Below are 24,773 nucleotides of genomic sequence, written 5' to 3' on the forward strand. Positions count from 1 at the left end.
GGTCTCTTCCGGCTGGGGGGCGGGCGTCGGGGAGGTACGCCGCCGAATGGTTAGCCCCGCAATTATGCCTGAGACGCGTGATTCTTTCAGATGCAACCACCGCGCCGGACCCCCGTTTGGCCCCACCGATCAGTCGTGCGCGTGCTCCGGGGGGGCTTCCTCGCCCTGCTCCAGCCGGTCGAGGAAGTCCACCGCCCGGCGCATGTGCGGGATGACGATTGAGCCACCGACGACCAGCCCGACGGAGAACGCCTCGAACATCTCGTCGCGGTTCACGCCCGCGTTGCGGCACTGGGCCACGTGGTAGCTGATGCAGTCATCGCAGCGCAGGACCAGCGAGGCGACCAGCCCCAGCAGCTCCTTGGTCTTCACGTCCAGCGCGCCGGCCTGGTAGGTCTGGGTATCCAGCGCGAAGAAGCGCCGCACGACCTGGTTCGGCTCGGCGAGGATGCGCTCGTTCATCCGCTTGCGGAAGGCGGTGAACTCCGCGATGCGATCGGCTTCGCCGGCGGCGTCGGACCCGCTCATGCCGCGCCGTCCAGCAGCGGCTGCAGCCCGCCGGCCCGGTGCAAGGCGATCATGTCGTCGTAGCCGCCGACATGGGTGTCGCCGATGAAGATCTGCGGCACGCTGGTCCGGCCCGTCCGCTCGACCATGCGCGTGCGCGCCTCGGGGTCGAGGTCGATGCGGACTTCGGTCCAGGACTGGCCCTTGCTCTTGAGAAAGTTCTTGGCGGCCACGCAATAGGGGCAGATGGCGGAACTGTAGAGGGTGATCGCGGGCCCCTCGGACCCGGCGGTGGACGCATCGCTGTTCATGGACACTCCTGCAGAAACTTCGTGGGTCGATTGTGGTCGAATATGGGCACGGCCCGCTGTGATTTCCAGCCGCACGGCCGTGGCAGGACAGTCGGCCCCGATTAACCGGCGGTTCACGCCGTCGCCCATCCTGCCCCGCATGCTCGACCTTTCGCCCTCACGAGATCCACGCTTGCGCAGCATCCTCTCCCTTGCCATTGCCGCCCTGATGCTCGGAGCCGCTGGAGCCGCACCGGCCCAGGACAGCCGCCTGCCGGACATCGGCTCGTCGGCCGGGGAACTGCTCAGCCCCTCCCAGCAGGAGGAGTACGGCGCGATGATGCTGGCGCAGTTGCGCCACTACGAGTACACCCTCGAAGACCCCTTGATCGACAGCTGGCTCGAAGCGATGGGGAACCGGCTGGCCACCAACAGCGACCGCCCCACCCAGCCCTTCACCTTCTTCATGATGCGCGAGCGCCAGATCAACGCGTTCGCCACCCTTGGCGGCTACATTGGCGTCAACACCGGCCTCGTGCTCGCCAGTGACCGGGAGGACGAAGTGGCAGGCGTGCTCTCGCACGAGATCGCCCACGTCACCCAGCACCACGTGCTGCGCAGCGTCGAGCGCGCGCAACGCGACCAGGTGCCCATCCTGCTGGCGATGCTGGGCGCGCTCGCGGCGGCCCAGGCCGCGGGCGGCAATTCGGCGGACGACGCGGCGCAGGCCGCGATGGTCAGCGCCATGGGGCTGATGCAGCAGCGGCAGATCAACTACACCCGCTCCAACGAGCAGGAGGCCGACCGGCTCGGCATCCGCACGCTGGCGCGGGCCGACTACGACCCAGTGGCAATGGCGGACTTTTTCGCGACGATGCAGGCCCGATCGCGGACGAACGCTGCAAATTACTGGGGTGAGATTCCCGACTACCTGCGCACCCACCCGGTCACCACGACCCGCATCACCGAAGCCAAGCAGCGCGCCGAGCAGATCCGGAAGGAACAGGGCGGCGCCGGGGAAGTGTGCGTGCGGGACGCGGCGGGCGACGTATGCCAGCAGGAGAGTCCGCACCGCCCCCGCTACGGTGGCACCGGCAGCACCAATCCGCTGCTTCCCGGCGGACTGGTCATCGACACGTCGTCCGTGGCATCGGCCAGTGGCACGGGCCTTTACGAGAAGGCCAAGGAACGCATGCGCGTGCTCAGCGCCGAAACCCCGGTGGCGGCCGTGCGGGAATACGAGCAGATGGCGTCGGTGGCCCCGTTGACGGACGCCCAGCAGTACGGTCGTGCGATCGCGCTTCTCCGCAATGCCCGGGCACGGGACGCTGCGGACGCGCTGGCGACGTTGCACACCCGCCATCCGGATGACACCTGGGTGACACTGGGACTCGCGGAGGCCGAAGCGCGCAGCGGGCGTCGCGAGCAGGCCATGGACCGCTTCGAAGCCTTGCTTCGCCATGCACCGGGCGACCGCGCGGTGGCCCTTACCTATGCCCGCAGTCTCTCCGAATACGGCACCCGCGACGCCGGGCAGCGCGCGCAGGCCATCCTCCGGCCCCTGATGGCACGGTCCGGGGACGACCCCGAATTCCAGGCTGTCTTCGCGCGCGCCTGCGAGATCGCCGGCGACGAGGTGCGCGCGGGAGAGGCCTACGCCGAGGCCGCTTACCTGAACGGCCGCGCCGAGCTTGCGCTGGTCCGGCTGGAAAATCTGAAGAAACGCGACGATCTCGACTACTACGCCCGTTCGCGCATTGAATCGCGCATCGCGGCGATCACCCCGACCGTGCTGGAACTGCGCCGCCAAGGCGTGCGCGACGAGGACGCCAAGCGGGACTGAGGCCACCGCGGGGGCTGTCACAAACGCGTCATCAAACCGTAGTCTACTGGGGCCGCTTCGGTGAGCTGGTGTTCAGCTCCCACCGCGCATCCAGGACGCGCGGTGCGTCCGCGGATCATTGCCGCGGGCGGCGGGGCCGGGACCGGCCTGCCGGCCCGTCGCCCCGGGGCTGGCCAGGCCGGCCTACCCCGGGATGGTTCGCATCGACCCCCACTGGTGACCGCGTGCAGAAACGCATCCTGATCGTTGAAGACGAACCCGCCATCCGCGACATGGTGTCCTTCGCCCTTCGCAAGGGCGAGTACGAGCCAGTCCACGCCGGCGACGCACGCGAAGCCCAATCGGCGATCGCCGACCGCGTACCGGACCTGATCCTGCTCGACTGGATGCTGCCCGGCACCAGCGGGCTCGAGCTGGCCCGGCGCTGGCGCAAGGAGTCGCTGACCCGCGAGATCCCCATCATCATGCTGACCGCGCGGGGCGAGGAGAACGACCGGGTGGGCGGTCTCGAAGCCGGTGTCGACGATTACGTGGTGAAGCCTTTCTCCGCCCGTGAGCTGCTGGCCCGCATCCGGGCGGTCCTGCGCCGCTCGCGCGAGGACGACGAGGACGGCAGCGTGTCGATCGGCCGCCTGCGCATCGACGGGGCCGCGCACCGGGTATTCGCCGGCGACCAGCCCGTGCAGATCGGCCCCACCGAGTACCGCCTCCTGCACTTCTTCATGACACATCCGGAGCGCGTGTACTCACGCACCCAGCTGCTCGACCACGTATGGGGCGGCAGCGTGTACGTGGAGGAACGCACGGTGGACGTGCATATCCGTCGCCTGCGCAAGACCCTCGAACCGCACGAACTGGATGGCATGGTCCAGACCGTACGCGGTTCCGGATACCGCTTCTCGGCTTCCGTGGAAGCCTGAGGGCCAGGCCGGCGCGGGTCACCATGCCCGCCCCGCTCCTTACCACCGACACTTTCGCGCAGGGACTACACTGCCCCCATGCCGCCGCGCTCCCGCTCCGCCTGGCTTCGCACGCTGGGACTGCTGTTCCTGATCCTGGCCGTCGCCACGGCCGTGGGCGTGCTGGTCGATCGCCTCTTCCCGATCCTCACGGTCACCGCGCTGGGCATCCTGGGCTGGCACTACTGGCGCCTCCGGCAGGTGCTGGTGCGGCTCACCGCGCGCCAGCGGCTTGCCCCGTCCAACAGCGACGGCGTGTGGAACGAGCTGGATCGCCTGCTCTACCGTACCCAGGCCGAGATGCGCGGGCGCAAGCGCCGCCTGATGGAGATGCTGCGCGCCTACCGCGCCGCCGCGGCCGCCCTGCCGGACGCGATCATCGTGGTGGAACGCAACAGCCAGCGCATCCAGTGGTTCAACGAAGCCGGCACCCGGCTGCTCGGCCTACGCTATCCGGACGACATCGGCGCTTCGCTCGTACACCGTTTGCAGCCGATGCCGCTGGCGCACTGGATGGCGGCGGGCCGCAATGCCGAGCCGCTGGAAACATTCTCCCCGCTCAATCCCGGCGCGACCCTCAGCCTCCGCCTGATCCCGTACTCGGACCAGTTGTGGCTGCTGGTCGCGCGCGACGTCAGCCGCCTCCTCCAGCTGGAGCAGATGCGCCGTGACTTCGTGGCCAACGTGTCCCACGAGTTGCGCACGCCGCTGACGGTGATCCATGGCTACCTGGACATGTTCGACCCCGACGAGCACCCGGAATGGGCGTCGATGCTGTCGGAAATGCAGCGCCAGTCGCATCGCATGACCCAGCTCGTCGAGGACCTCCTCACCCTGTCGCGGCTCGAGTCCCAGGACGAGCTTGCCACCGAGGAGCACATCTCGATGGCTTCGATGCTCAACACGCTGCGCCGCGAGGCCCTCGCGCTGAGCCAGGACAAGCACCATGTCTCGATCGAGGACACGGCCGGCGTCGACCTGATCGGCTCGGGCAAGGAACTGCACAGCGCCTTCTCGAACCTGGTCAGCAACGCGATCCGCTACACCCCCGCGGGCGGCCATATCCGCATCGCCCTCACGCCCGACCCGGACGGCGGCGCGGCGCTGTCGGTCATCGACAGTGGCTACGGCATCCCCGCGCAGCACCTGCCGCGGCTGACCGAGCGCTTCTACCGCGTCTCCACCAGCCGCTCCCGCGAAAGCGGCGGCACCGGCCTCGGCCTTGCCATCGTGAAGCACGTCCTCCAGCTGCACCAGGCCCGGCTGGAGATCACCAGCGACGTGGGCCAGGGCAGCACCTTCGCCTGCCACTTCGTCGCCGCGCGCGTGCGATCACGCCGCACCTCCTCCGTGCCGGCCGAACACTCCGAAGATCTCGCATGAACGCCGCCGACGCTCCGCTCGACACGCTTCCGTCCCTGCACGACCCCGCGCTGTATTTCAATCGCGAGCTGTCGCAGCTGGACTTCAACTTCCGCGTGCTGGCGCAGGCCCAGGACGAGAGCGTGCCGCTGCTGGAACGCCTGAAGTACCTGTGCATCTCCTGCACCAACCTGGACGAATTTTTCGAGATCCGCGCCGGCACCCTGCGCCATGCGCGCGACCTCGGCCTGATGCCCGCCCCCGATGGCCTGGCCCCTTCCACCGTGCTTGCGCGCATCCACGAGCGCGCCGCGGACCTGGTGGCGGCCCAGTACGACTGCTGGAACAGCGTCCTGCGGCCTGCCCTGTCCGATGCCGGCATCCGCGTGCTGGGCCGCGAGACATGGAACGCGCGCCAGAAGCGGTGGCTGCTGGCCTACTTCCGCGACGAAATCATGCCGGTCCTGTCGCCGCTGGGCCTGGATCCTGCGCATCCCTTCCCCAAGATCCTCAACAAGTCGCTGAACATCGTCGTGGTGCTGAAGGGCCGAGACGCCTTCGGCCGCGACGGCAACCTGGCGATCGTGCGGGCGCCCCGCTCCCTGCCCCGCATCATCCAGGTACCGGAGAACGTCTCCGGCGGCCCGAACGATTTCGTGTTCCTGTCCGCGGTACTGTCGACGTTCGTCGACGAGCTGTTCCCGGGCATGCAGGTCGAGGGTGCCTACCAGTTCCGGGTGACCCGAAACTCCGAGCTGCTGGTCGACGAGGAGGAGGTCGACAACATCGCGCTCGCCCTGAAGGACGAGCTGGTCGGGCGGGGCTACCTGCGCGCGGTCCGGCTGGAAATCGCCGAGCAGTGCCCGGACGAGATCGTCCGCACCCTGCTGGAGAACTTCGACCTCAACGAGAACGCGGTCTACCGCATCAATGGCCCGGTCAACCTCAACCGGGTCATCCAGGTCTACGACCTCGTCTCGCGCCCGGAGCTGAAGTTCCCGCCCTTCCAGCCGCGCCCGCTTACGGGCAGCGAAGCCATGTTCGACCGCATCTCGCGCGGCGACGTGCTGCTGCACCACCCCTTCGATGCCTTCACGCCGGTGCTCGAACTGCTGCGGCAGGCGGCCGAGGACCCGAGCGTGCTGGCGATCAAGCAGACCCTGTACCGCTCGGGCAAGGACTCGCCGATCGTCGAACAACTGGTGCAGGCCGCGCGCAACGGCAAGGACGTGACGGCCGTGATCGAACTGCGCGCGCGCTTCGACGAGGAGGCCAACCTCGGTTTCGCCGACCGCCTGCAGGAGGCAGGCGTGCAGGTCGTCTACGGGGTGGTGGGCTTCAAGACCCACGCGAAGATGCTGCTGATCGTCCGCCGCGAGGAAGGCCGGCTGCGGCGTTACGTCCACATGGGCACCGGCAACTACCACTCCGGCACGGCCCGCCTGTACACCGACCTGGGTCTGTTCACCGCGCATCCGGAGATCGGCAACGATGTCCACCTGATCTTCCAGCAGCTGTCCGGCCTGGCCCCGTCGATCAAGCTCAAGCGCCTGTTGCAGTCGCCCTTCACCCTGCATGACGGCGTGCTCAAGCGGATCGACCGCGAAACGCAGCACGCCCGCGCGGGCCGGCCGGCGCGCATCATCGCCAAGATGAACGCCCTCAACGAGGCGCAGGTGGTACGGGCGCTGTATCGCGCCTCGCAGGCAGGCGTGCAGGTGGACCTCATCGTCCGCAGCGCCTGCACGCTTCGGCCTGGCGTGCCGGGCGTATCGGAGAACATCCGGGTGCGTTCGATCGTCGGGCGTTTCCTGGAGCACCACCGGGTGTACTGGTTCGCGAACGACGGCCACCCGGACCTGCTGTGCTCCAGCGCGGACTGGCTGGAGCGCAACCTCCTCCGCCGGGTGGAGACCTGCTTCCCGATCCTCGATCCCGACCTCGCGGCCCGGGTGAAGGAGGAAGTGCTGGAGAACTACCTGGCCGACAACCTCAACGCCTGGGCGCTTCAACCCGAGGGCGACTACCTCAAGCTCGCACCGGCGGACGGCGAAGCGCCTCGCTCCGCGCAGAACCTCCTGTTGGCGTCGCTCTGCGGATGAACGAAAATCCCCGCATGAACGGTTTGTTGCATGCGGCGCGATTGCCCTTGAAGGATGGCGACCTGGTGGCGGCGGTCGACATCGGGTCCAACAGCTTCCACATGATCGTGTCCCGCTACATGCTGGGCCAGCTGCGCGTGGTCGACCGGCTGCGGGAGACCGTGCGCCTCGCCGAAGGCCTCGATGGGAAGGGCGGCCTGACCGGCGAGGTGCGTGCCCGCGCGCTCGACTGCCTCGCCCGCTTCGGCCAGCGCCTGCGCGACATCCCCCCCCAACGGGTCCGCGCGATCGCCACCAATACCGTCCGGCGGCTGTCGGCGCCGCAGGCCTTCCTGGTGCCCGCCGAAACCGCACTGGGCCACGCCATCGAAGTGGTGTCCGGGCGCGAGGAGGCCCGCCTGATCTACCTGGGCGTCGCCCATGCGCAGCGTCCCAAGCCCGGCCAGCTCCGGCTGGTCATGGACATCGGTGGCGGTTCGACGGAGTTCATCATCGGTTCCGGGTTCGAGGCGATCGAACGCGAGAGCCTGCAGGTGGGCTGCGTGGCGAGCACCCGTCGCTTCTTTGGAAACGGCAAGTTGTCGCGCAAGAAGTGGAACGCCGCGCTGGCCGAGATCAGTGCGGAGTTCCAGCAGTTCGCCAGTGCGTACCGGGAGCTGGGCTGGGACGAGGCACTGGGTGCATCGGGCACCTGCAAGGCGATCGGCGAGATCTGCAGCAGCATGAAGCTGACCAAGGGCGCGATCACCGCCGAGGCGCTGCCGCCCCTGTGCGACGCGCTCCTGGCGGCCGGGCACATCGATGCGATCGACCTGCCCAGCCTGTCCAGCGATCGCCGTCCGGTGATCGCCGGCGGCATCCTCATCATGCAGGCGGCCTTCGATGCGCTGGGCCTGCAACGCATGGCGGTCAGCAAGGCCGCGATGCGCGAGGGCGTCCTCTACGACATGGTCGGCCGAGGCGGCGAGCACGATCCACGCGAATCGGCCGTCAACGCGCTGATGCAACGCTACGGCATCGACATGGCGCAGGCCGCGCGCGTGGAGGCCACCGCGCTGCGCCTGTTCGACCAGGTGGCCGCCGCGTGGCACCTCGACGACGACGACCGCGCGATGCTGGTGAATGCCGCGCGCCTGCACGAGATCGGCTTGTCGATCGCCCACAGCCAATACCACGTGCACGGCGCCTACCTCGCCGAGCACACCGACATCGCCGGTTTTTCGCGCCAGCAGCAGCAGTTCCTGGCGGCGATGATCCGCAGCCACCGGCGGCGGGTCCCGAAGAACGCGTTCGAGGCCCTCCCCGACCGCCTGCTGGCATCCGCGCGGCGCAGTGCGGCGCTGCTGCGCCTGGCGGTGCTGCTGCATCGCTCGCACGAGGCCGATCCGGTCCCGAGCCTCGACCTGGTCGCCGAGGGTTCGCACCTGGAGCTCGCGCTGCCGCGTCGCTGGCTGGAAGCCCGACCGCTGCTGCAGGCGGACCTGGAAGGCGAGTCCGGCGACATCAGCGGCCTCGGCATTTCCTTCGGCTACCACGAGGCCTGACCCGCCGGTCCGGCGTCATCGCCCCGTCACCCCCGCGCAACCGCGCCTACACATGGGCGGCGCACCCTTTCCGGAACCGGGGAGGCGTGCATGCGTTATACCATCGTCACCGAGACCTATCCGCCGGAAATCAATGGCGTTGCGCTGACGGTGCAACGCCTGGAGCGCGGTCTGCGTGCACGCGGTCACGCCGTGACGGTGGTGCGTCCGCGGCAGGGGCGTCAGGACAGCGCGGCCGCCCATGAGCACCTGGTGCCAGGCGCACCGCTTCCGCGCTACCCGGGGCTGCGCCTGGGCTTCCCCTCCGCCCGGCGGCTGAAACGGCTGTGGCGGCAGTCCACGCCCGATGCGCTCTACGTGGCGACGGAAGGACCGCTCGGCTGGTCGGCCGTCCGCGCCGCTCGGCGGATCGGGATCCCGGTTGCGACCGGCCTGCATACGCGCTTCGACGAATACATGCGCGACTACGGCGCAGCGGCGCTGACCGGGCTTGCACTCGGGTGGATGCGCCATTTCCACAATCGCGCCGATGCCACCCTCGTGCCCACCCGCGAACTCGCCCGTTTCCTGGGCGGCAAGGGGTTCAGGAACGTGGTCCACCTGCCGCGCGCCGTGGATGGAAACCGGTTCTCCCCCGTCCACCGGGACCCCGCCCTGCGCGCGGCCTGGGGGCTCGCGGAGAAGGACCTGGCTGTCCTGTATCTGGGCCGGATCGCAGCGGAGAAAAACCTCGACCTCGCGGTACGGAGTTTCCGTGCGATCCAGCAGCACCGGCCCGACGCACGCTTCGTCTGGATCGGCGACGGCCCGGAGCGGTCGCGCATCGAGCAGGACAACCCCGACTTCGTGTTCTGCGGCATGCAGCGGGGCGAGGCGCTGGCCCGCCATTGCGCGAGCGGCGACCTGTTCCCATTCCCGAGCCGCAGCGAGACCTTCGGCAATGTCACCCTCGAAGCCCTGGCCAGTGGCGTGCCCACCGTCGCGTTCGACTACGGTGCTGCGCGCGAGCACCTGCGCGACGGGCTTGATGGACGTACCGTCCCGGACGGCGATGAAGCGGCCTTCATCGCCGCGGCGCAAGCGCTCGCCCTCGACGATGCACTGCGTGCGGACATGGCCATCCAGTGTCCCCGAGCAGTGGCAACACTTCGTCCCGAACAGGTCGCCGCCGACCTGGATGCCGTGCTCGAGGGCCTGGCGAATGCCCGGGCCCCGGCCGGCGCGACCGCCGAACCGTCATGAGGAGGCCTCCCATGCAACGCCTGCCCCTGCACAAACGCCTTCTGGATGGCGCCCAGCTCGGTGATTCAGGCTGGTGCCTGCGCGCCAACCGCTGGGGCGGGCGATGGTCGCTGCCCTGCCGGTATTTCGCCGCGATCAGCCGGCTCGGCGACGGCCTGTTCTGGTACGTGCTGATGGCCGCGCTGGTCATGGCGGACGGCTGGGCCGGCGTCGCGGCTTCCGCGCACATGGCCGCGACCGGCCTGATCGCGCTGACGCTGTACAAGCTGCTGAAACGCTGGACGCGACGGCCCCGGCCGTTCGCCTCGGACCAGCGCATCCACGCGCTGGTGGCCCCGCTGGACGAGTTCAGTTTCCCTTCCGGCCATACCCTGCACGCGGTGGCCTTCAGCCTGGTCGCCACCGCGCACTATCCCGTGCTGGCCTGGCTGCTGTTTCCGTTTACGTTGAGCGTGGCCCTTTCGCGCGTGGTACTCGGCCTGCATTACCCGAGCGACGTCCTCGCCGCGACCGGCATCGGGATCGCGCTTGCCACGCTTTCGCTGTGGCTGGTGCCCGGGATCACGCTGTTCTGAGCGTGGCGACCGGCCACGCGACGGACGCCCGTTCGAGCCCCGGTTGGCCCTGCGCGAGCCAGTCCAGATCGTTGGCGACCTGGGCCTGCCCGCGGCCGGCGTCCAGCGCATCGACCTCGAGGTCGGCCACCGCCCAGCGCTGCCCGCCCGAAGTCGCCGCCAGCACGCCATCGGCGGGCCAGCCCACGTCCATGGGCGCATAGATCGCGGCCTCGCCGGTGTTCATGTCCAGCGCCGGACTCCACGCCGCTTCACCCGCGGTAACCGACTGGACCACGAAGCAGCGGTTCTCCAGCGCGCGCGCCAGGCAGCCCACGCGCACCCGCGTGGCACCGGCTGCGGTATCGGTACAACTGGGGACGACCAGCACGCGCGCACCCGCTTCCCGCTGCGCACGCACGGGCAAGGGAAACTCCGCGTCGTAACAGACGGCAATTCCCGCACGCAGCCCGTCCAGCGGGATCACGCTCAATGCGTCGCCCGCTTCAATCGTCCCGGCGCGCCTCTCGAAGGCGGTCAACTGCAGTTTGTCCTGCCAGGCCACGCCACCGTCGGGCGTGAAGTGGTAGCACCGGTTGCGCCAGCGGTCCTCACCGCGCTTGAGCAGGAAGGTACCGGCGCTCACGTGGAGGTCCAGCGTGTGCGCGAGCCCCGCGAACAGCGCCATCCAGTCCGCGTGGTGCAACTGGATGGCCTCCAGCGAGGCCTGGAGATCGGCATGGACGGCAGGCGGGTGACAGGCCGCCAGCTCCAGCGACAGATACTCGGGCAGCACCGCCCAGTTTGCGCCCGCATCGCGTGCTTCGCCGAGCCATTCCGCCTGCTTGCGCGCAAACGCCTTGAAATCGAAACCCTGCGTCCGGGGCTCGATCCGGTACTTCGCGGCCGCCACGCGCCACCGTCCAGCCCGGGGCATCAGACGCGCTCCATCGGCCGCATCCAGTACGTCAACACGTGGTCCATCTCGCCGAGGTCCACCTCGTTCCATGGCAGGCGGACCTGCAGATCGGGCCGCGGCTGGTAGCCGCGCTTGCGCCAGAATGCCTCGTGGCCACGATGGAAGGGGGGCCTCCGCGGGTCGTCGTCGGACCGTTGGACAGCACAGAACGCCGTCCAGCGGAAGCCGCCCAGTGAGCGCGCGTGCGCTTCGCGTGCGTCGAAGAAGCGGTGGCCCACGCCGCGCCCGCGATAGGCGGGCAGCAGGACCGACTCCCCGAAGTAGAACACCTCTGCCGGATCGATCGCGCTGCCGTCGAAGGGCTTCCTGAATGCCTCGCTTTCATCCGCCAGGGGCAAGCCCGTGGAAGCGCCCACTACCCGCGCCTCGTCGAAGGCCAACGCGACCACGCTGAACGCCGATTGCAGGTAGACCTTGAGGTAGGCGGCTTCGTACTTCGCATCGCCGTCGTACACATACGGCCAGCCGCGGAAGACCTCGATGCGCAACTTCGCCAGGTCCACGACATGGGACTGGATGGCCTGTCCGGATACGAGCCGGAGGTCGATGCGACGCGTGGGAGTCTCCATCCGGCGATTCTAGATCCCGTGACGCAGGTCCAACGACCGTTGGGACGCCGGTCTCGACCGGCCATGCACCACGGTCCCGGAAACGCGGGTCACGCGTCTCCGGGACCGGTGGCTCAGGCGTGCGGCGCGGCCTGCCCGCCCCGGGCCAACTGGTACCAGTCCACCTTGCGCGTCACCGTCATCAGTGCGGCCAGCACCACGAACAGCAGGCCCGAGCCCAGCACCAGCGCGTTGTCTTCCGACACCAGCAGGCCATACAGGGCGGCGTAGAGCAGGCCCAGCATGGCCGCGAAGCCCCAGCCGCGCCATGCGCTGCGCAGCACCGCCGCCAGGTAGAAACCGATCAGCCCCAGGCAGGCCACGCTGGCCGCAAGGTAGGCCCAGCCAAAGGCAATGTGCTCGCTGAGACTGACCAGCAGCAGGAAGAAGATCGCGAGTGCGAGTCCGACCAGGCCGTACTGGATCGGGTGGATCGGCAAGTGCTTGACCAGTTCGAAGACGAAGAAGCCCACGAAGGTGAGCAGCACGAACAGGAGTCCGTACTTGGTCGCGCGGTCCGCCTTGGAATAGACATTGACCGGATCCACCAGCGAAACCTGCACCACGTCGAGCGTCCCCCGCGCATCGCCATGGGGGTCGCGGGTCGGCTCGCCCGGGAGCGACGCGCCGTCGAGGTACTGGCGCTGCGCCGCGGTCGCGACCGACGCCACCTGCCAGCGTGCGGTGAAGCCATCGGGCCGCACGTCCCGCCCCCGCGGCAGGAAGCTGCCGCCGAAGCGGGGATGCGGCCAGCCGGACGCGATCGAAAAATCATTCTGCTTCCCGAGGGGCGCGAGCGAGAGCGACTCGGTGCCCGCGAGCAGGAAAGCCATCCGGCTTTCGAACGCCAGCCGTGCACCGGGCAGTGGCGCATCCAGCCGCACGTGGATCCCGTTGCCATTGCGGCTGCCCAACCCTTCCTCGACCGCCACGGTGCGGCCGTCCAGGGTCACCGATGGCTGGCCCCCAAGCCCGCGGACGTCCGCAATGCCGTAGCTGAGCCAGGGCTTGCCTATCCTGCGGGCATCCCCTTCCGGCGTTGCGGGGATGGGGGCATCAAACCGCGCCTCCGCCACGCCGTCCCATTCGTAGACCCGGACCTCATGCAGGCCCAGACGCCGGGTATCCGGCTTCAGCGGCCCGCTGAGCTCAAGCGTCTCGGGGAAGAACACCCAGCGTCGGTCCTGCCAGCGTTCGACCTCCCGGACCACGCCGTCCTCGCCTTTCTCCTCGACCCAAGTGCGCTCGCTGTAGGGCACCACCAGCACCGGTCCCGCGAACGCCTGCGCCCCGGCATAGCTTTGCGCGACCTCCTGCACGGCTTCCATCCGGTGGGTCTGGCGCTCATTGATCACGCCGCGGATCATCGTCAGCGGCACCAGGATCGCGAGCGTCATGCCCGCGACCAGCAGGATCTTCATCCACAGTCGCATCGTCGTCTCCCAGGGTTGCGATGCGTGCAGGATCCGGGCCGCCGGGGTGGCCACGACGTCGGGACGGTGAAGCGACGGTGAAGTCGATCGCCGGGCTCAGGCGCCGGCCCGCAGCGGCAGCCACATGCTCGCGACGGCGCCCCCGCCTTCGCGATTGGCCAGCGACGCCCGCCCGCCGTGCAGGGCGGCGACCTCCGCCACGAAGGCCAGGCCCAGTCCGCTGCTCCGGCTGCCGCCACCGGGGCGCGCCAGCGAGTAGAAGCGTTCGAACGCGCGCCCCAGTGCATACGCCGGAACGCCCGTGCCGCGGTCACGAACCTCGATGCGACACCCGCCTTCATGCGGGCACACCACCAGCGCCAGCGCGCTGCCCGCAGGCGCGAAGTCCGTCGCGTTCTCGACGAGGTTCAGCAGCGCCTGGCGCAGCAGGAACGCGTCGCCCTCCACGATCACCGAGGCAGGCGCGTCCACCGTGGCGTCCAGGCCGGCAGCCTCCAGCCCCGGCCGCGCCAGCTCCAGGACGTCGTCCAGCAGCCGCACCACGTCCACCGGTCGTGGATCATCGAGGCGCTGGCGATGCTCCACCGCCGCCAGCGCCAGCAGCTTGTCGATCATCTGCGCCAGGCGCTCGCTCTGGCGACGGATGCGTGCTGCGAAACGCACGCGATCCGCTTCGCCCATCGGCACGGCGTCGGCATCGCCCTCGAGCAGTTCCGCGCTTCCCCGGATCGCCGCCAGCGGGCTCTTCATCTCGTGGGTCAGGGCATGGACGTACTGCTCCACGTACTGCTTGCCCTCCAGTCGCGCGCGCATCGTCTCCAGTGCCTCGCCCAGCGCGCCGAACTCACCGCTGACCGGCGGCGGCATCGCGCGCTCCCCGCGCGTGACCGCCTGGGCGTAGGCCTGGAGCCGGTGCACCTGGCGCGACAACCACCAGGCCGCCCCCAGTCCCACCGCCAGGGCCACCCCGAGCAGCACCAGCCCCCAACGCAGGACCGTCCCCTGGCTGCGCGCGATGAAAGGCGCCAGCGCCCGGTTTGGCTTGGCCACGGTCAGCGAGCCGACGATGCGACCGTTGGCATCGAGGATGGGCGCCGCGACATGCATGACCGTCGAACCCGGGTCGTCCGGGCGCTCCGGGCTGGAGCGCGCCCCATAGCGGCCGCGCAGGGTCAGGTAGACATCGTTCCAGCGCGAGTAGTCGCGCCCCAGGTCGCGACCGCTGGAATCGAACACGACGATGCCGTCCGCATCGGTCACGTAGACGCGGTACTGCGCGGCGCGCTTGCCGAAGCCCCAGATCTCGGCGCCCAGGTCGCGCTGGCCCAGCGCCCGGATGCGCGTGGCGAAACGACCGTCGTCGATGCGGCCGGCGAGGAAATCATCGGTGGCCAGCTCCGCCAGCACGTTGGCGGTATCGACCAGGGTGTCCTCCATCGCCTGGCGGACACCCGGCTTGACCTCAGCCAGGAAGACCCGTGCCAGCAGCACGCCGGTCAGCGCGACGATCACGAAGTAGCCGAGGAAGATGCGCAGCCCGATCCGCACGGCGCGCCCTCAGCCTTCGCTGTCCAGCGAGTAGCCCAGGCCACGGTGGGTGCGGATCGGGTCGATGTCGGCCGCCACCTCGCGCAGCTTCGCACGCAGCGTCTTGACGTGAGTGTCGACCGTGCGATCACCGCTTTCCAGCGCATCGCCCCACACCCGGTCCATCAACTGGGCGCGCGACAGCACCGCACCCGGCCGTTGCAACAGCGCCGCGAGCAGGCCGTATTCGTAGCGGGTCAAGTCCAGCGGCTGGCCGCGAAAGCGGATGCGATGGCCCTCGGCGTCGTGTTCGAACTCGCCCGCCCGTCGCAGCGGCGCGTCGCTCCCGCGCTGTTCCCGCCGCAGCACCACCCGGACGCGCGCCACCAGCTCGCGCGGCGAGAACGGCTTGGTGACGTAATCGTCGGCGCCCAGCTCAAGCCCGAGGATGCGGTCGATCTCGCCGCCCTGCGCGGTCAGGAAGATCACCGGGAGGTCGCGATGGCGACGCAGGCGGCGGCACAGGTCGAGTCCGCTGGTGTCCGGCAGTCCGATGTCGAGGATGGCCAGGCCATGCCGCCCTCCGACAGCCAGGCGCTCCGCGTCGCCACCCGTAGGCGCGTGGTCGACCTCGAACCCGGCGGCCTGCAGGGCATAGCGGACGGTCTCGGCGATGTCGGTTTCGTCTTCGACCAGCAGGATGCGCGTCATCGGGAATCGGCAGCGAACGTCGGTGATGCGCGACAATCTAGCCGGTCGGCACGCCCGCCGCGAGCAGCGCGCGTCGATCACCCCGTCCCACAGGCCCACGCATCGATGAACTACCGCCACGCCTTCCATGCCGGCAACCACGCCGACGTCATCAAGCATGTCGTGCTGCTCGCGGCCTGCGATGCGCTGCTGGCCAAGCCCACGCCGGTGTTCGCGGTCGACACCCATGCCGGCCGGGGCCTGTACCGTTTGGACGCCGAAGCGTCCAGACGCACCGGCGAGGCCGAAGGCGGGATCGGGCGCCTGGCCGACGTGGCCCGCCAGTGCGCGCCGGTCGAGCGCTACCTGCAGGCGGTGCAGGCCTGCCGGATGGCGCAGGGCCCCGATGCCTACCCCGGCTCCCCCTGGCTGCTGGCCCACGCGTTGCGCGAGCAGGACCGCATCGCGGCCTGCGAGCTGCAGCCGGAAGAGGCCCGCGCGCTCAAGGCCGTCTTCGCCGACGACCGCCGGGTCGCCGTGCATGCGCGCGACGGCTACGCCGCGCTGAAGGCCCTGTTGCCGCCCCGTATCGGCGAGACCCGCTTCGGCCGGGGCCTGGTCCTGGTCGACCCGCCCTACGAGGCCCAGCTCGCCGAGTTCGACGCCGCCCTCGCCGCACTGCGCGATGCGCTGCAGCGCTGGCCGCAGGGCATACAGATGCTGTGGTATCCGATCAAGCAGCGGCGCCTGTTGCGCCCGTTCCTGCGCCGCGCCCGGGCACTGGACGCCCGCTCGATCCTGGTCGCCGAACTGATGGTCCGGCCCGATGACTCGCCGCTGCGCATGAACGGCAGCGGCATGCTGGTCCTCAACGCCCCGTGGAAGTTCGACGAACCCCTGCGCGAAGCCCTGCCCGCGCTGGCAAAGGGCCTCGGCGAAGCAGGTGCCTCGTGGCACCTGGAGTGGCTGAAGGCGCCGGCCTGAAGCTCAGTTGCCGGCCTTGATGTCCGGCTCGAAGAAGCTCCAGCGCACCTCGGGGAAGGCCTGCTTCATTGCACGCTCGACGACGTTGATCTGCTCCACCAGCGCCGTGGCGTCGACGCCCTCCTTCATCCGCGCCTGCACCGACACCAGCATCTCGTTGCCGAGCTGCAGGGTGATCAGGCTGATGACCCGGGCGATCTCGGGACGGTTGTCGAGGAACTCGCGGATCTGCCGCTGGCGCAGCGGATCGACGCTCTGCCCGATCAGCATCGCCTTGACCTCCACCGCCACCAGTACGGCGATGACGATCAGCAGCACGCCGATGCCGATGGTGCCGATCGCATCCCACATCGGGTTGCCGGTCACCACCGCCAGGATCACCGCGACCAGCGCGAACACCAGGCCCAGCAGGGCGGCGAGGTCCTCGCCGAAGATCACCACCAGCTCGCTCTGGCGGCTCTCGCGGAACCACTGCCAGATGCCGCGGTCACCACGCGACTTGTTGACCTCCTGCATGCACGCCCGCATCGAGATGCCTTCGACGATGATGCCGAACACCAGCACGCCCACCGCCCACCACCAGGCCCTCAGCTCTTCGGGGTGCTGCAGCTTGTGGATGCCCTCGTACAGCGAGAACATGCCGCCGACGGTGAACAGCATCACCGCCACCAGGAAGGACCAGAAGTAGATGGCCTTCCCGTAGCCCAGCGGATATTCCGGCGAAGCAGGCTTCTTCGCCTGTTTCATGCCCAGCAGGAGCAGGCCCTGGTTGCCGCAATCCGCCATCGAATGGACGGTTTCGGCCAGCATCGCGCCCGAGCCGGTGAAGAACGCCGCCACGCCCTTGGCGCAGGCGAGCGCGAAGTTGGCACCCAGCGCGAAGAAGATCGCGCGCGTCGAATCACCACCACCGGCCATGCTCACGTTCCATTGATTGGGGCTGCGCGAGTCTAGCACCGTGCGGTGCGACGGCTGCGTCGCGAAGGGGAGGCAGGGGGCTCCCGCGGCCGGTTGCCCGCGATCAATGCGTTCTCCGCCGAAAGGGTCCGCGGACCCTCCTCCGCCCGTCATCGAGGTGATCGCCAGATGAAGACGCCGTCCACACCCCCTGTGTCAGGATCGCCCCATGGCCGCGCGTGACCGCCTCCCGCCCTGGCACGAGATCCAGCGCCTGCCCAATGGGCGCGAAGTGCTGATCCGGCCGATCCGGCCGGAAGATGCCGGTCCGATCCGCGCCGCCTTCGGTCTGTTGCAGCCGGAAGAAGTCCGGCAGCGCTTCCTGCACTCGATGAAGGAGCTGTCGCCGGAGGCCGCCGAGCGACTGGCGCGGATCAACCCCAAGACCGAATTCGCGCTCGTGGCCGCGGAGCCCCTCCCGCCGGGGGAGGCGCTGGTGGGCGCGGTTGCGCGCATCGCGATCGACCCGGACGGCCGGGACGCCGAGTTCGCCATCCTCGTCAGCCATTACATCGCCCACATGGGCCTCGGACGCTACCTGATGACCCGGCTGGTCAAGTGGGCCAAGGGCCAGGACATCCATCGCCTGTATGGCGACGTGTTCGAGCACAACACGCCGATGCTGCAGCTGGCGGAATCCCTGGGCTTCGTCCGGCATCGCCAGCAGGACGCCCCGGGGCTGGTGCGGGTGGTACTGGACCTCAGCCCACCGCCTTTGCAGGTGGCGTCCTGAGCCTCGCTCGGCCTTAGGGGCAGGCGTTGCTGCCGTTCCCGCTCGGCCCATCCGGGCCGGACGGCGCGTGGGCGGCGGTGCTGGGCGGCCGGTGGGCGCCAGCCCAGGCGCGAGATGCTCCCGCCTCACCCTGTCACGCACTGCTGCCAGGGGTTGGCAGGGCCTCCACGGTAGAATGCACGCCCCTTCCGCGCCGGCTACCCGGGTATCTGGCGCTGCCGTCGTTCCGTGCCGCCGATGACCCGATCCGATCCCTCCCACGTCCCGTCCCCGCCCCTGCCGCGCGCCGGCCAGTCGCGCGCCTGGTGGCGCGCCCCGCCGTCCGGCTCCGCGCTGGCCTGGCACATCCTGCAGGCCGCTCGAGTCCACGACGGCCCCGTGCTGGCGGTGGTGCGCGACAACCACGCCGCCCACCAGCTGGAGTCCGACCTGAGGACGCTGGCCACCGGCCAGGTTGCGGTGCCGGTGCTGCCGTTCCCGGACTGGGAGACCCTGCCCTACGACGTCTTCAGCCCGCACCCGGACATCGTCAGCCAGCGCCTGGCCGCCCTGCACCGGCTGCCGTCGCTGGAACGCGGCATCGTCGTGGTGCCGGTGCAGACGTTGATGCAGCGGCTGGCGCCAAAGCGCCATGTGATCGGCGGCAGCTTCGACATCGCCGTCGGCCAGCGCCTCGACCTCGACGCCGAGAAGCGCCGGCTCGAATCCGCCGGCTACCGCCACGTGCCGCAGGTGCTCGACCCGGGCGACTTCGCCGTGCGCGGCGGCCTGCTCGACGTCTATCCGATGGGCGCTGACCAGCCCTTCCGCGTCGAACTTCTGGACGACGAGATCGACACCATCCGCGGCTTCGACCCCGAGTCGCAGCGCTCGCTCGACCGCATCGAGGCGGTGCGCATGCTGCCCGGCCGCGAACTGCCGCTGGACGACGCCACCCTCAAGCGCGTCCTCGACAGCCTGCGCGAGCGCTTCGACCTTGATACCCGCGCCAGCGCGCTCTACCAGGACCTCAAGGCGGGCGTCGCCCCGGGCGGCATCGAGTACTACTTGCCCCTGTTCTTCGAAGCCGGCAGCCGCGCCCGCGCCGGGGACCCGCCGGCCACCACGGCGACCCTGTTCGACTACCTGGTCGAGGGCGCGTTGCCGATCATCGGCGAGGGCGTGAACGACGCCGCCGATGCGTTCTGGAAGCAGACCGGTGAACGATACGAGCAGCGCCGGCATGACATCGAACGTCCGGTCCTGCCGCCCGTCGAGCTGTACCTGGCGCCCGATGGCCTGCGCGAACGGCTCAATGCAGGCAACCGCGTCGAAGTCTGCGGCGCGGCGCACGCCCAGGTGGAACGCGCGTCGCCGCTGGGCGACCAGCCCGCACCCGCCCTGCCGATTGCCCAACGCGACCACGCACCGTCCGAGGCGCTGAAATCGTTCCTCGCCAGCTACCCGGGCCGCGTGCTGATCGCCGCCGATTCGGCCGGCCGTCGCGAGGCCCTCCTCGAACTGCTGGAGCCTGCCGCACTCAAGCCCGACGTACTCCCGGACTGGCCCGCATTCCGCGATGGCGACGCACGCTTCGCCATCGCCGTCACGCCGCTGGATGACGGCTTCGCCCTCGATGCGCCCACCCTCACCGTCCTGACCGAACGCCAGCTGTTCCCCGAGCGCGCCGGCCAGCCGCGCCGCCGCAAGCGCGCCGGCCGCGAACCCGAGGCGATCATCCGCGACCTCGGCGAGCTTCGCGAAGGTGCACCCATCGTTCACGAGGACCACGGCGTCGGCCGCTACCGCGGCCTGATCGTGCTGGAAGCCGGCGGCGAGCCCGGCGAGTACCTCGACATCGAGTACGCCAAGGGCGATCGCCTGTACGTGCCGGTCGCGCAGCTGCACCTGATCAACCGCTACTCCGGCGCCTCCGAGGACACCGCGCCGCTGCATTCTCTGGGCGGCGAACAATGGAGCAAGGCCAAGCGCAAGGCCGCCGAGAAGGTCCGCGACGTCGCCGCCGAACTGCTGGAGATCCAGGCCAAGCGGCAGGCACGCGCCGGCCTTGCCATCGACGTCGACCGCACCATGTACGAACCCTTCGCCGCAGCCTTCCCGTTCGAGGAAACCCCGGATCAGCACGCGGCGATCGAAGCGGTCATCCGCGACCTCGGTTCGAGCCAGCCGATGGACCGCGTGGTCTGCGGCGACGTCGGCTTCGGCAAGACCGAAGTCGCCGTGCGCGCGGCCTTCGTCGCCGCCAGCGGCGGCCGCCAGGTCGCCCTGCTGGTCCCGACGACCCTGCTGGCCGAACAGCACTACCGCAATTTCCGCGACCGCTTCGCCGACTGGCCGCTGCGCGTCGAGGTGCTGTCGCGCTTCAAGACCGCCAAGGAGATCAAGGCCGAGCTAGACAAACTCGCGGAGGGCACGATCGACGTGATCGTCGGCACCCACCGCCTGCTGCAGAAAGACGTGCGCTTCAAGGACCTGGGCCTGGTGATCGTCGACGAGGAGCAGCGCTTCGGCGTCCGCCAGAAGGAAGCGCTGAAGGCCCTGCGCGCCAACGTGCACCTGCTGACCCTGACCGCGACGCCGATCCCCCGCACGCTCAACATGGCGATGGCCGGCCTGCGTGACCTCAGCATCATCGCCACGCCGCCGGAGCATCGGATCGCGGTGCAAACCTTCGTCGTGCCCTGGGACGACGCCCAGCTGCGCGAGGCCTTCCAGCGCGAGCTGTCGCGTGGTGGCCAGGTGTACTTCCTGCACAACGACGTCGAGACCATCGGCCGCATGCAGCGCCAGCTGCAGGAACTGGTGCCCGAGGCGCGCATCGGCATCGCCCACGGCCAGATGCCGGAGCGCGAGCTGGAACGGGTGATGCTCGACTTCCACAAACAGCGCTTCAACGTGCTGCTGTGCTCGACCATCATCGAGTCCGGCATCGACATCCCCAATGCCAACACGATCATCATCCACCGTGCCGACAAGTTCGGCCTGGCCCAGCTGCACCAGCTGCGCGGCCGCGTCGGCCGCTCGCACCACCGGGCCTACGCGTACCTGCTGACCCCGGACCGGCGCTCGATCACCCCGGATGCGGAGCGCCGGCTCGAGGCAATCGCCTCGATGGACGAACTCGGCGCCGGATTCACACTGGCCACCCACGACCTCGAGATCCGCGGCGCCGGCGAGCTGCTCGGCGAGGACCAGAGCGGGCAGATGGCCGAGGTCGGCTTCAGCCTCTACACCGAGCTGCTCGAACGCGCAGTGCGCTCGATCCGCCAGGGCAAGCTGCCCGACGTCGATTCCGAAGAGGCACGCGGCGCGGAGGTCGAACTGCACATCCCCGCCCTCATCCCCGAGGACTACCTGCCCGACGTGCATACCCGCCTGACGCTGTACAAGCGCATCAGCGGCGCGCGCGACAAGGACGCCCTGCGCGAACTGCAGGTGGAGATGATCGACCGCTTCGGACTGCTGCCGGACCCGGCCAAGCACCTGTTCGCCATCGCTGAACTCAAGCTCGATGCCACCGCGCTGGGTATCCGCAAGCTCGACCTCGGCGAGAACGGGGGACGCCTGCAGTTCGTCGACAAGCCCAATGTCGACCCGATGGCGATCATCCAGCTGATCCAGGGCCAGCCGAAGCTCTACCGGATGGACGGCCCGGACAAGCTCCGCCTGACCCTCGACCTGCCCGATGCCCCCGCGCGCGTCGCCGCCGCCCGGGGCCTGCTGCTGATGCTCGGCAAGGGCGGCTGAGGGCGGTTCCTCCGGTCAGGCTTCCAAGGCCCCGCGGCGGCCGAGCCGCAACGGGGCCAACCACCGCTCCAGCCATCCACGCATGCCGTAAACCGGCCTCGGTTCCGCCACCCCCGGGCGGTCGAGCGGGCTCAGCACCGCCCCCGCCCCGCGCCCCAGCACGTGCGTGTACACCTGCGTCGTCGTCACGTCCTTGTGCCCCATCAACTCCTGCACCGTGCGGATGTCCTGCCCCGCATCGAGCAGATGCGTCGCGAACGAGTGCCGCAGCGTGTGGCAGGTCGCCGGCTTGATGATGCCGGCCTTCTCCCGCGCGGCCTTGACCGCCCGCTGCAGCACCGCCTCGTCCACATGGTGGCGCCGGCGCAGCTTCGTGCGCGGGTCCTCCGACAGCCGCGGCGCGGGGAACAGGTACTGCCAGCCCAGCGTCACGCCCGCGTTCGGGTACTTCCGCTCCAGCGCATGCGGAAGGTGGACACCGGCCACGCCGTCGCGACGGTCCTGCGCATGCACCACCTCGACCCGCTCACGCTGTCGCCGCAGGTCGTCCTTCAGCGCCTTCGGCAGCGGCACCTTGCGGTCCTTCCCACCCTTGCCGTCGCGCACGCAGATCTCGTTGCAGTCGAAGTCCACATCCTTGACCCGAAGCCGGTGGCACTCCATCAGCCGCATCCCCGTCCCGTACATCAACGCCGCCATCAGCCACTTCTGCCCGTCCAGCATTGCCAGCAGGCGCCCCACCTCATCGCGCGACAGCACGACCGGCAAGCGCGCCGGCCGCTTCGCCCGCACCACCGAGTCCATCCACTCCAGTTCCATGTCCAGCACCTGGCGGTACAGGAACAGCAACGCCGACAGCGCCTGGTTCTGCGTGCTGGCCGCCACCTGCCCCTTCGTCGCCAACTGCGTCAGGAACGCCTCGACCTCCCGCTTGCCCATCTCCCGCGGATGCCGCGTCCCGTTCGCTACGATGAAGCGCCGGATCCAGTCCACGTACGCCCGCTCCGTCCGGATGCTGTAATGCGCCACCCGGCACCGCGCGCGCACCTGGTCCAGCAGGCGTAGCGGCTTGCCCGGTCCGACGTTCCGATAGGTCCGTTTCGCCCGCTGTCGCCTTTTGCCTTTCTGCTGATCCTCGTCACCCCCCTCTGACGGGGGTTCCACGCGAGATAGCACCTCTTCCCTTCGCATAGCACTCCAGATCCTTTGGATATCCGGAGAGGTTTACGCACCACGCCTGCCCCACCAATCAGCCAAGTGATTGATCAGAGGTAGGATTTTTCTGATTGACCCGCCCCGTACCTGCCTGCATCCTTCGGATATCACCCCTTCATTGGGGTCCACTAGGTGTTAGCCCTCAATGAGACTTCTCATAGCTTTGATTCTATTTGCGGCGATTGCACCAGCCGCGTCCGCGAAGTGCGACTTCCGCTTTTTTGTTGTCTCGGGAGTGGTTCTTGACGCAGCCGGCGCTCCCGCCTCCAGCGCCTTGGTTGGCGTCTCATGGACGGAGCACTCGACTCCTGCCGGCCCAGCCATGGCCACTACCGGGCCTGACGGGCGTTACTCCATCCCCATCAGGGTCGACACCTACTCTGGTCCTTCGCTCCTCAGTGGGGACAAATGCCAGGGGCAGCTCAAGCAAGTGTCAGTGTCAGCCCATAGCGCTACTCACCGCTCGGCGTTCGCATTGGTTCCTGTTACTCGGTCAGACATTGATGTCGAGCCCTTGCAAATCAATACCCCGATACAGCGTGAGCCCCTGTGGCCCGACGAGGTTGAGGGCTAACAATTCATTCAAGCCGAAGCCGCTTCGCGGCTCGGCTTAATTCTGGTGTTAGCTGCCATGAAGAGCGATCAACGCAGCTTGGAACTTCTTGAGAAGCACCTAGATCTGCTACCGCTCGAGAAGCAAGGCGTCGCACGCTGGCTCTGTGAGGAATGGCGTGGCGGTGACAGCAAGCTACCTAGGCAGTTGCGTCATAGGGTCTGGAGGCATTTCAGCTATGACCTATCACTTCCGGACGCACCTGAGTGGCTCTTGCGAGAGCTATCCTTGGAGCTGTTGGCCGGTAGCAAGGTTGCAATCGCTCGCCGCAATCGCGTGGGTGCCAGCCGGCAGGTTCCGTCTGGCTCTCGCCGTCGGGGTGAGTCGCATGGCAGCTAACAAATCATTCAAGCCGAAGCCGCTTCGCGGCTCGGCTTAATTCTGGTGTTAGCCCTCTAGGAGAGGTCATGAGGATCGTTCTAGTACTGTCCCTTCTTCTTGCGATCGCTCCGGCCGAAGCTTCCGGCCCAGGTCCCGCACCTGTCATTGAGGTTCCGGTCCAGGAGACTTGTCGAGAGCACATCCTTGAGGAGCCGAAGATGACGGTAGATGACTGGCCTCGCAGAGCTCTTGGCAGACCAGTGAGTGCTTACGTGGTTGTCACGTATGACCTAGACGGCTCAGGCTCAGCCAGGAACGCTACCGTTTCAGACTCGCACCCCAATACGACGTTCGACAGAACAACTCTAAGCCTCCTTGAGCGCACTAGTTTCGCCCAAGGGGTTGTGGCACAGGGCTGCATCAATGTGCGGACTTATGGCGCTGTTCGTCGAGCAGAGGGCTAACAAATCATTCAAGCCGAAGCCGCTTCGCGGCTCGGCTTAATTCTGGTGTTATCCGTGGGGTAGCAGCTTTCAAAGTGGTGGCGTCGTAGCCGCACTTCC

Annotated in this window: 20 protein-coding genes; 11 read left to right on the plus strand and 9 right to left on the minus strand. The window is 68.8% G+C overall.

What is annotated here, in order from left to right; genetic code table 11:
- Positions 1-129 precede the first annotated feature (129 nt).
- On the minus strand, positions 130-528 hold the full coding sequence (locus tag H4F99_RS11365) for a carboxymuconolactone decarboxylase family protein (RefSeq protein ID WP_182669849.1): 399 nt from the start codon (positions 526-528) through the stop codon (positions 130-132).
- Complete coding sequence (gene grxC / locus H4F99_RS11370) at positions 525-818, minus strand: glutaredoxin 3 (RefSeq protein WP_182669850.1); 294 nt, start codon at positions 816-818, stop codon at positions 525-527. Before grxC ends, H4F99_RS11365 begins: the two co-directional genes overlap by 4 nt.
- A 139-nt stretch (positions 819-957) precedes the next feature.
- Between grxC and H4F99_RS11375 the strand changes: the two genes are divergently transcribed.
- The 7 genes from H4F99_RS11375 to H4F99_RS11405 all read left to right on the plus strand — a co-directional run bounded on the left by H4F99_RS11375 (position 958) and on the right by H4F99_RS11405 (position 10,424).
- A complete protein-coding gene (locus tag H4F99_RS11375) occupies positions 958-2,640 on the plus strand; it encodes a M48 family metalloprotease (RefSeq protein WP_182669851.1) in 1,683 nt (560 codons plus the stop codon).
- Between the two features lie 224 nt (positions 2,641-2,864).
- Positions 2,865-3,560, plus strand: coding sequence for a phosphate regulon transcriptional regulator PhoB (gene phoB / locus H4F99_RS11380; RefSeq protein ID WP_182669852.1), 696 nt, complete (start codon positions 2,865-2,867; stop codon positions 3,558-3,560).
- Positions 3,561-3,638: 78 nt separating this feature from the next.
- Entirely contained in the window at positions 3,639-4,982 is a 1,344-nt protein-coding gene (gene phoR / locus H4F99_RS11385) for a phosphate regulon sensor histidine kinase PhoR (RefSeq protein ID WP_182669853.1), read from the plus strand.
- Positions 4,979-7,063, plus strand: a complete 2,085-nt coding sequence (gene ppk1 / locus H4F99_RS11390; protein WP_182669854.1) for a polyphosphate kinase 1 — start codon at positions 4,979-4,981, stop codon at positions 7,061-7,063. Before phoR ends, ppk1 begins: the two co-directional genes overlap by 4 nt.
- A gap of 14 nt (positions 7,064-7,077) precedes the next feature.
- Positions 7,078-8,607 (plus strand): exopolyphosphatase, encoded by a 1,530-nt coding sequence (ppx, locus tag H4F99_RS11395; RefSeq protein WP_182669855.1) that lies wholly within the window; start codon positions 7,078-7,080, stop codon positions 8,605-8,607.
- A gap of 90 nt (positions 8,608-8,697) precedes the next feature.
- Positions 8,698-9,849 carry a glycosyltransferase family 4 protein gene (locus H4F99_RS11400; protein ID WP_182669856.1) on the plus strand — a complete coding sequence of 384 codons (1,152 nt, stop codon included), beginning with the start codon at positions 8,698-8,700 and terminating at the stop codon, positions 9,847-9,849.
- Between the two features lie 11 nt (positions 9,850-9,860).
- Positions 9,861-10,424, plus strand: coding sequence for a phosphatase PAP2 family protein (locus H4F99_RS11405; protein ID WP_182669857.1), 564 nt, complete (start codon positions 9,861-9,863; stop codon positions 10,422-10,424).
- Here H4F99_RS11405 and H4F99_RS11410 read toward each other — a convergent pair.
- The 5 genes from H4F99_RS11410 to creB form a co-directional block, all read right to left on the minus strand.
- The gene (locus H4F99_RS11410; RefSeq protein ID WP_182669858.1) at positions 10,411-11,340 is read right to left on the minus strand and encodes a carbon-nitrogen hydrolase family protein; all 930 of its coding nucleotides are present in this window, start codon (positions 11,338-11,340) and stop codon (positions 10,411-10,413) included. The genes H4F99_RS11405 and H4F99_RS11410 overlap by 14 nt on opposite strands.
- Entirely contained in the window at positions 11,340-11,951 is a 612-nt protein-coding gene (locus H4F99_RS11415; RefSeq protein ID WP_182669859.1) for a GNAT family N-acetyltransferase, read from the minus strand. The genes H4F99_RS11410 and H4F99_RS11415 overlap by 1 nt, the downstream gene beginning before the upstream one ends.
- Before the next feature lie 113 nt (positions 11,952-12,064).
- Entirely contained in the window at positions 12,065-13,423 is a 1,359-nt protein-coding gene (gene creD / locus H4F99_RS11420; protein ID WP_182669860.1) for a cell envelope integrity protein CreD, read from the minus strand.
- 96 nt (positions 13,424-13,519) lie between these two features.
- Entirely contained in the window at positions 13,520-14,971 is a 1,452-nt protein-coding gene (gene creC, locus H4F99_RS11425; RefSeq protein ID WP_182669861.1) for a two-component system sensor histidine kinase CreC, read from the minus strand.
- 9 nt (positions 14,972-14,980) lie between these two features.
- Entirely contained in the window at positions 14,981-15,661 is a 681-nt protein-coding gene (creB, locus tag H4F99_RS11430; protein ID WP_182669862.1) for a two-component system response regulator CreB, read from the minus strand.
- 105 nt (positions 15,662-15,766) lie between these two features.
- Here creB and H4F99_RS11435 point away from each other — a divergent pair, with 105 nt between their 5' ends.
- Complete coding sequence (locus H4F99_RS11435) at positions 15,767-16,624, plus strand: 23S rRNA (adenine(2030)-N(6))-methyltransferase RlmJ (RefSeq protein WP_182669863.1); 858 nt, start codon at positions 15,767-15,769, stop codon at positions 16,622-16,624.
- A 3-nt stretch (positions 16,625-16,627) separates the two neighbouring features.
- Here H4F99_RS11435 and H4F99_RS11440 read toward each other — a convergent pair whose 3' ends face one another.
- Complete coding sequence (locus tag H4F99_RS11440) at positions 16,628-17,542, minus strand: cation diffusion facilitator family transporter (protein WP_182669864.1); 915 nt, start codon at positions 17,540-17,542, stop codon at positions 16,628-16,630.
- A gap of 208 nt (positions 17,543-17,750) precedes the next feature.
- Here H4F99_RS11440 and H4F99_RS11445 point away from each other — a divergent pair, with 208 nt between their 5' ends.
- Positions 17,751-18,314 (plus strand): GNAT family N-acetyltransferase, encoded by a 564-nt coding sequence (locus tag H4F99_RS11445; protein WP_182669865.1) that lies wholly within the window; start codon positions 17,751-17,753, stop codon positions 18,312-18,314.
- A gap of 237 nt (positions 18,315-18,551) precedes the next feature.
- Complete coding sequence (gene mfd / locus H4F99_RS11450) at positions 18,552-22,061, plus strand: transcription-repair coupling factor (RefSeq protein ID WP_182669866.1); 3,510 nt, start codon at positions 18,552-18,554, stop codon at positions 22,059-22,061.
- Between the two features lie 15 nt (positions 22,062-22,076).
- Here the strand turns inward: mfd and H4F99_RS11455 are convergent, their stop codons facing one another.
- Positions 22,077-23,120 (minus strand): integron integrase, encoded by a 1,044-nt coding sequence (locus tag H4F99_RS11455; RefSeq protein ID WP_281369252.1) that lies wholly within the window; start codon positions 23,118-23,120, stop codon positions 22,077-22,079.
- Between the two features lie 1,308 nt (positions 23,121-24,428).
- On the opposite strand from H4F99_RS11455, the gene H4F99_RS14695 reads away from it, so the two are divergent.
- Complete coding sequence (locus H4F99_RS14695; protein WP_425488023.1) at positions 24,429-24,674, plus strand: energy transducer TonB family protein; 246 nt, start codon at positions 24,429-24,431, stop codon at positions 24,672-24,674.
- The last annotated feature ends 99 nt before the right edge of the window (positions 24,675-24,773 follow it).

Origin of the sequence: Marilutibacter penaei (assembly GCF_014145395.1) — a bacterium.
GTDB lineage: Bacteria > Pseudomonadota > Gammaproteobacteria > Xanthomonadales > Xanthomonadaceae > Marilutibacter > Marilutibacter penaei.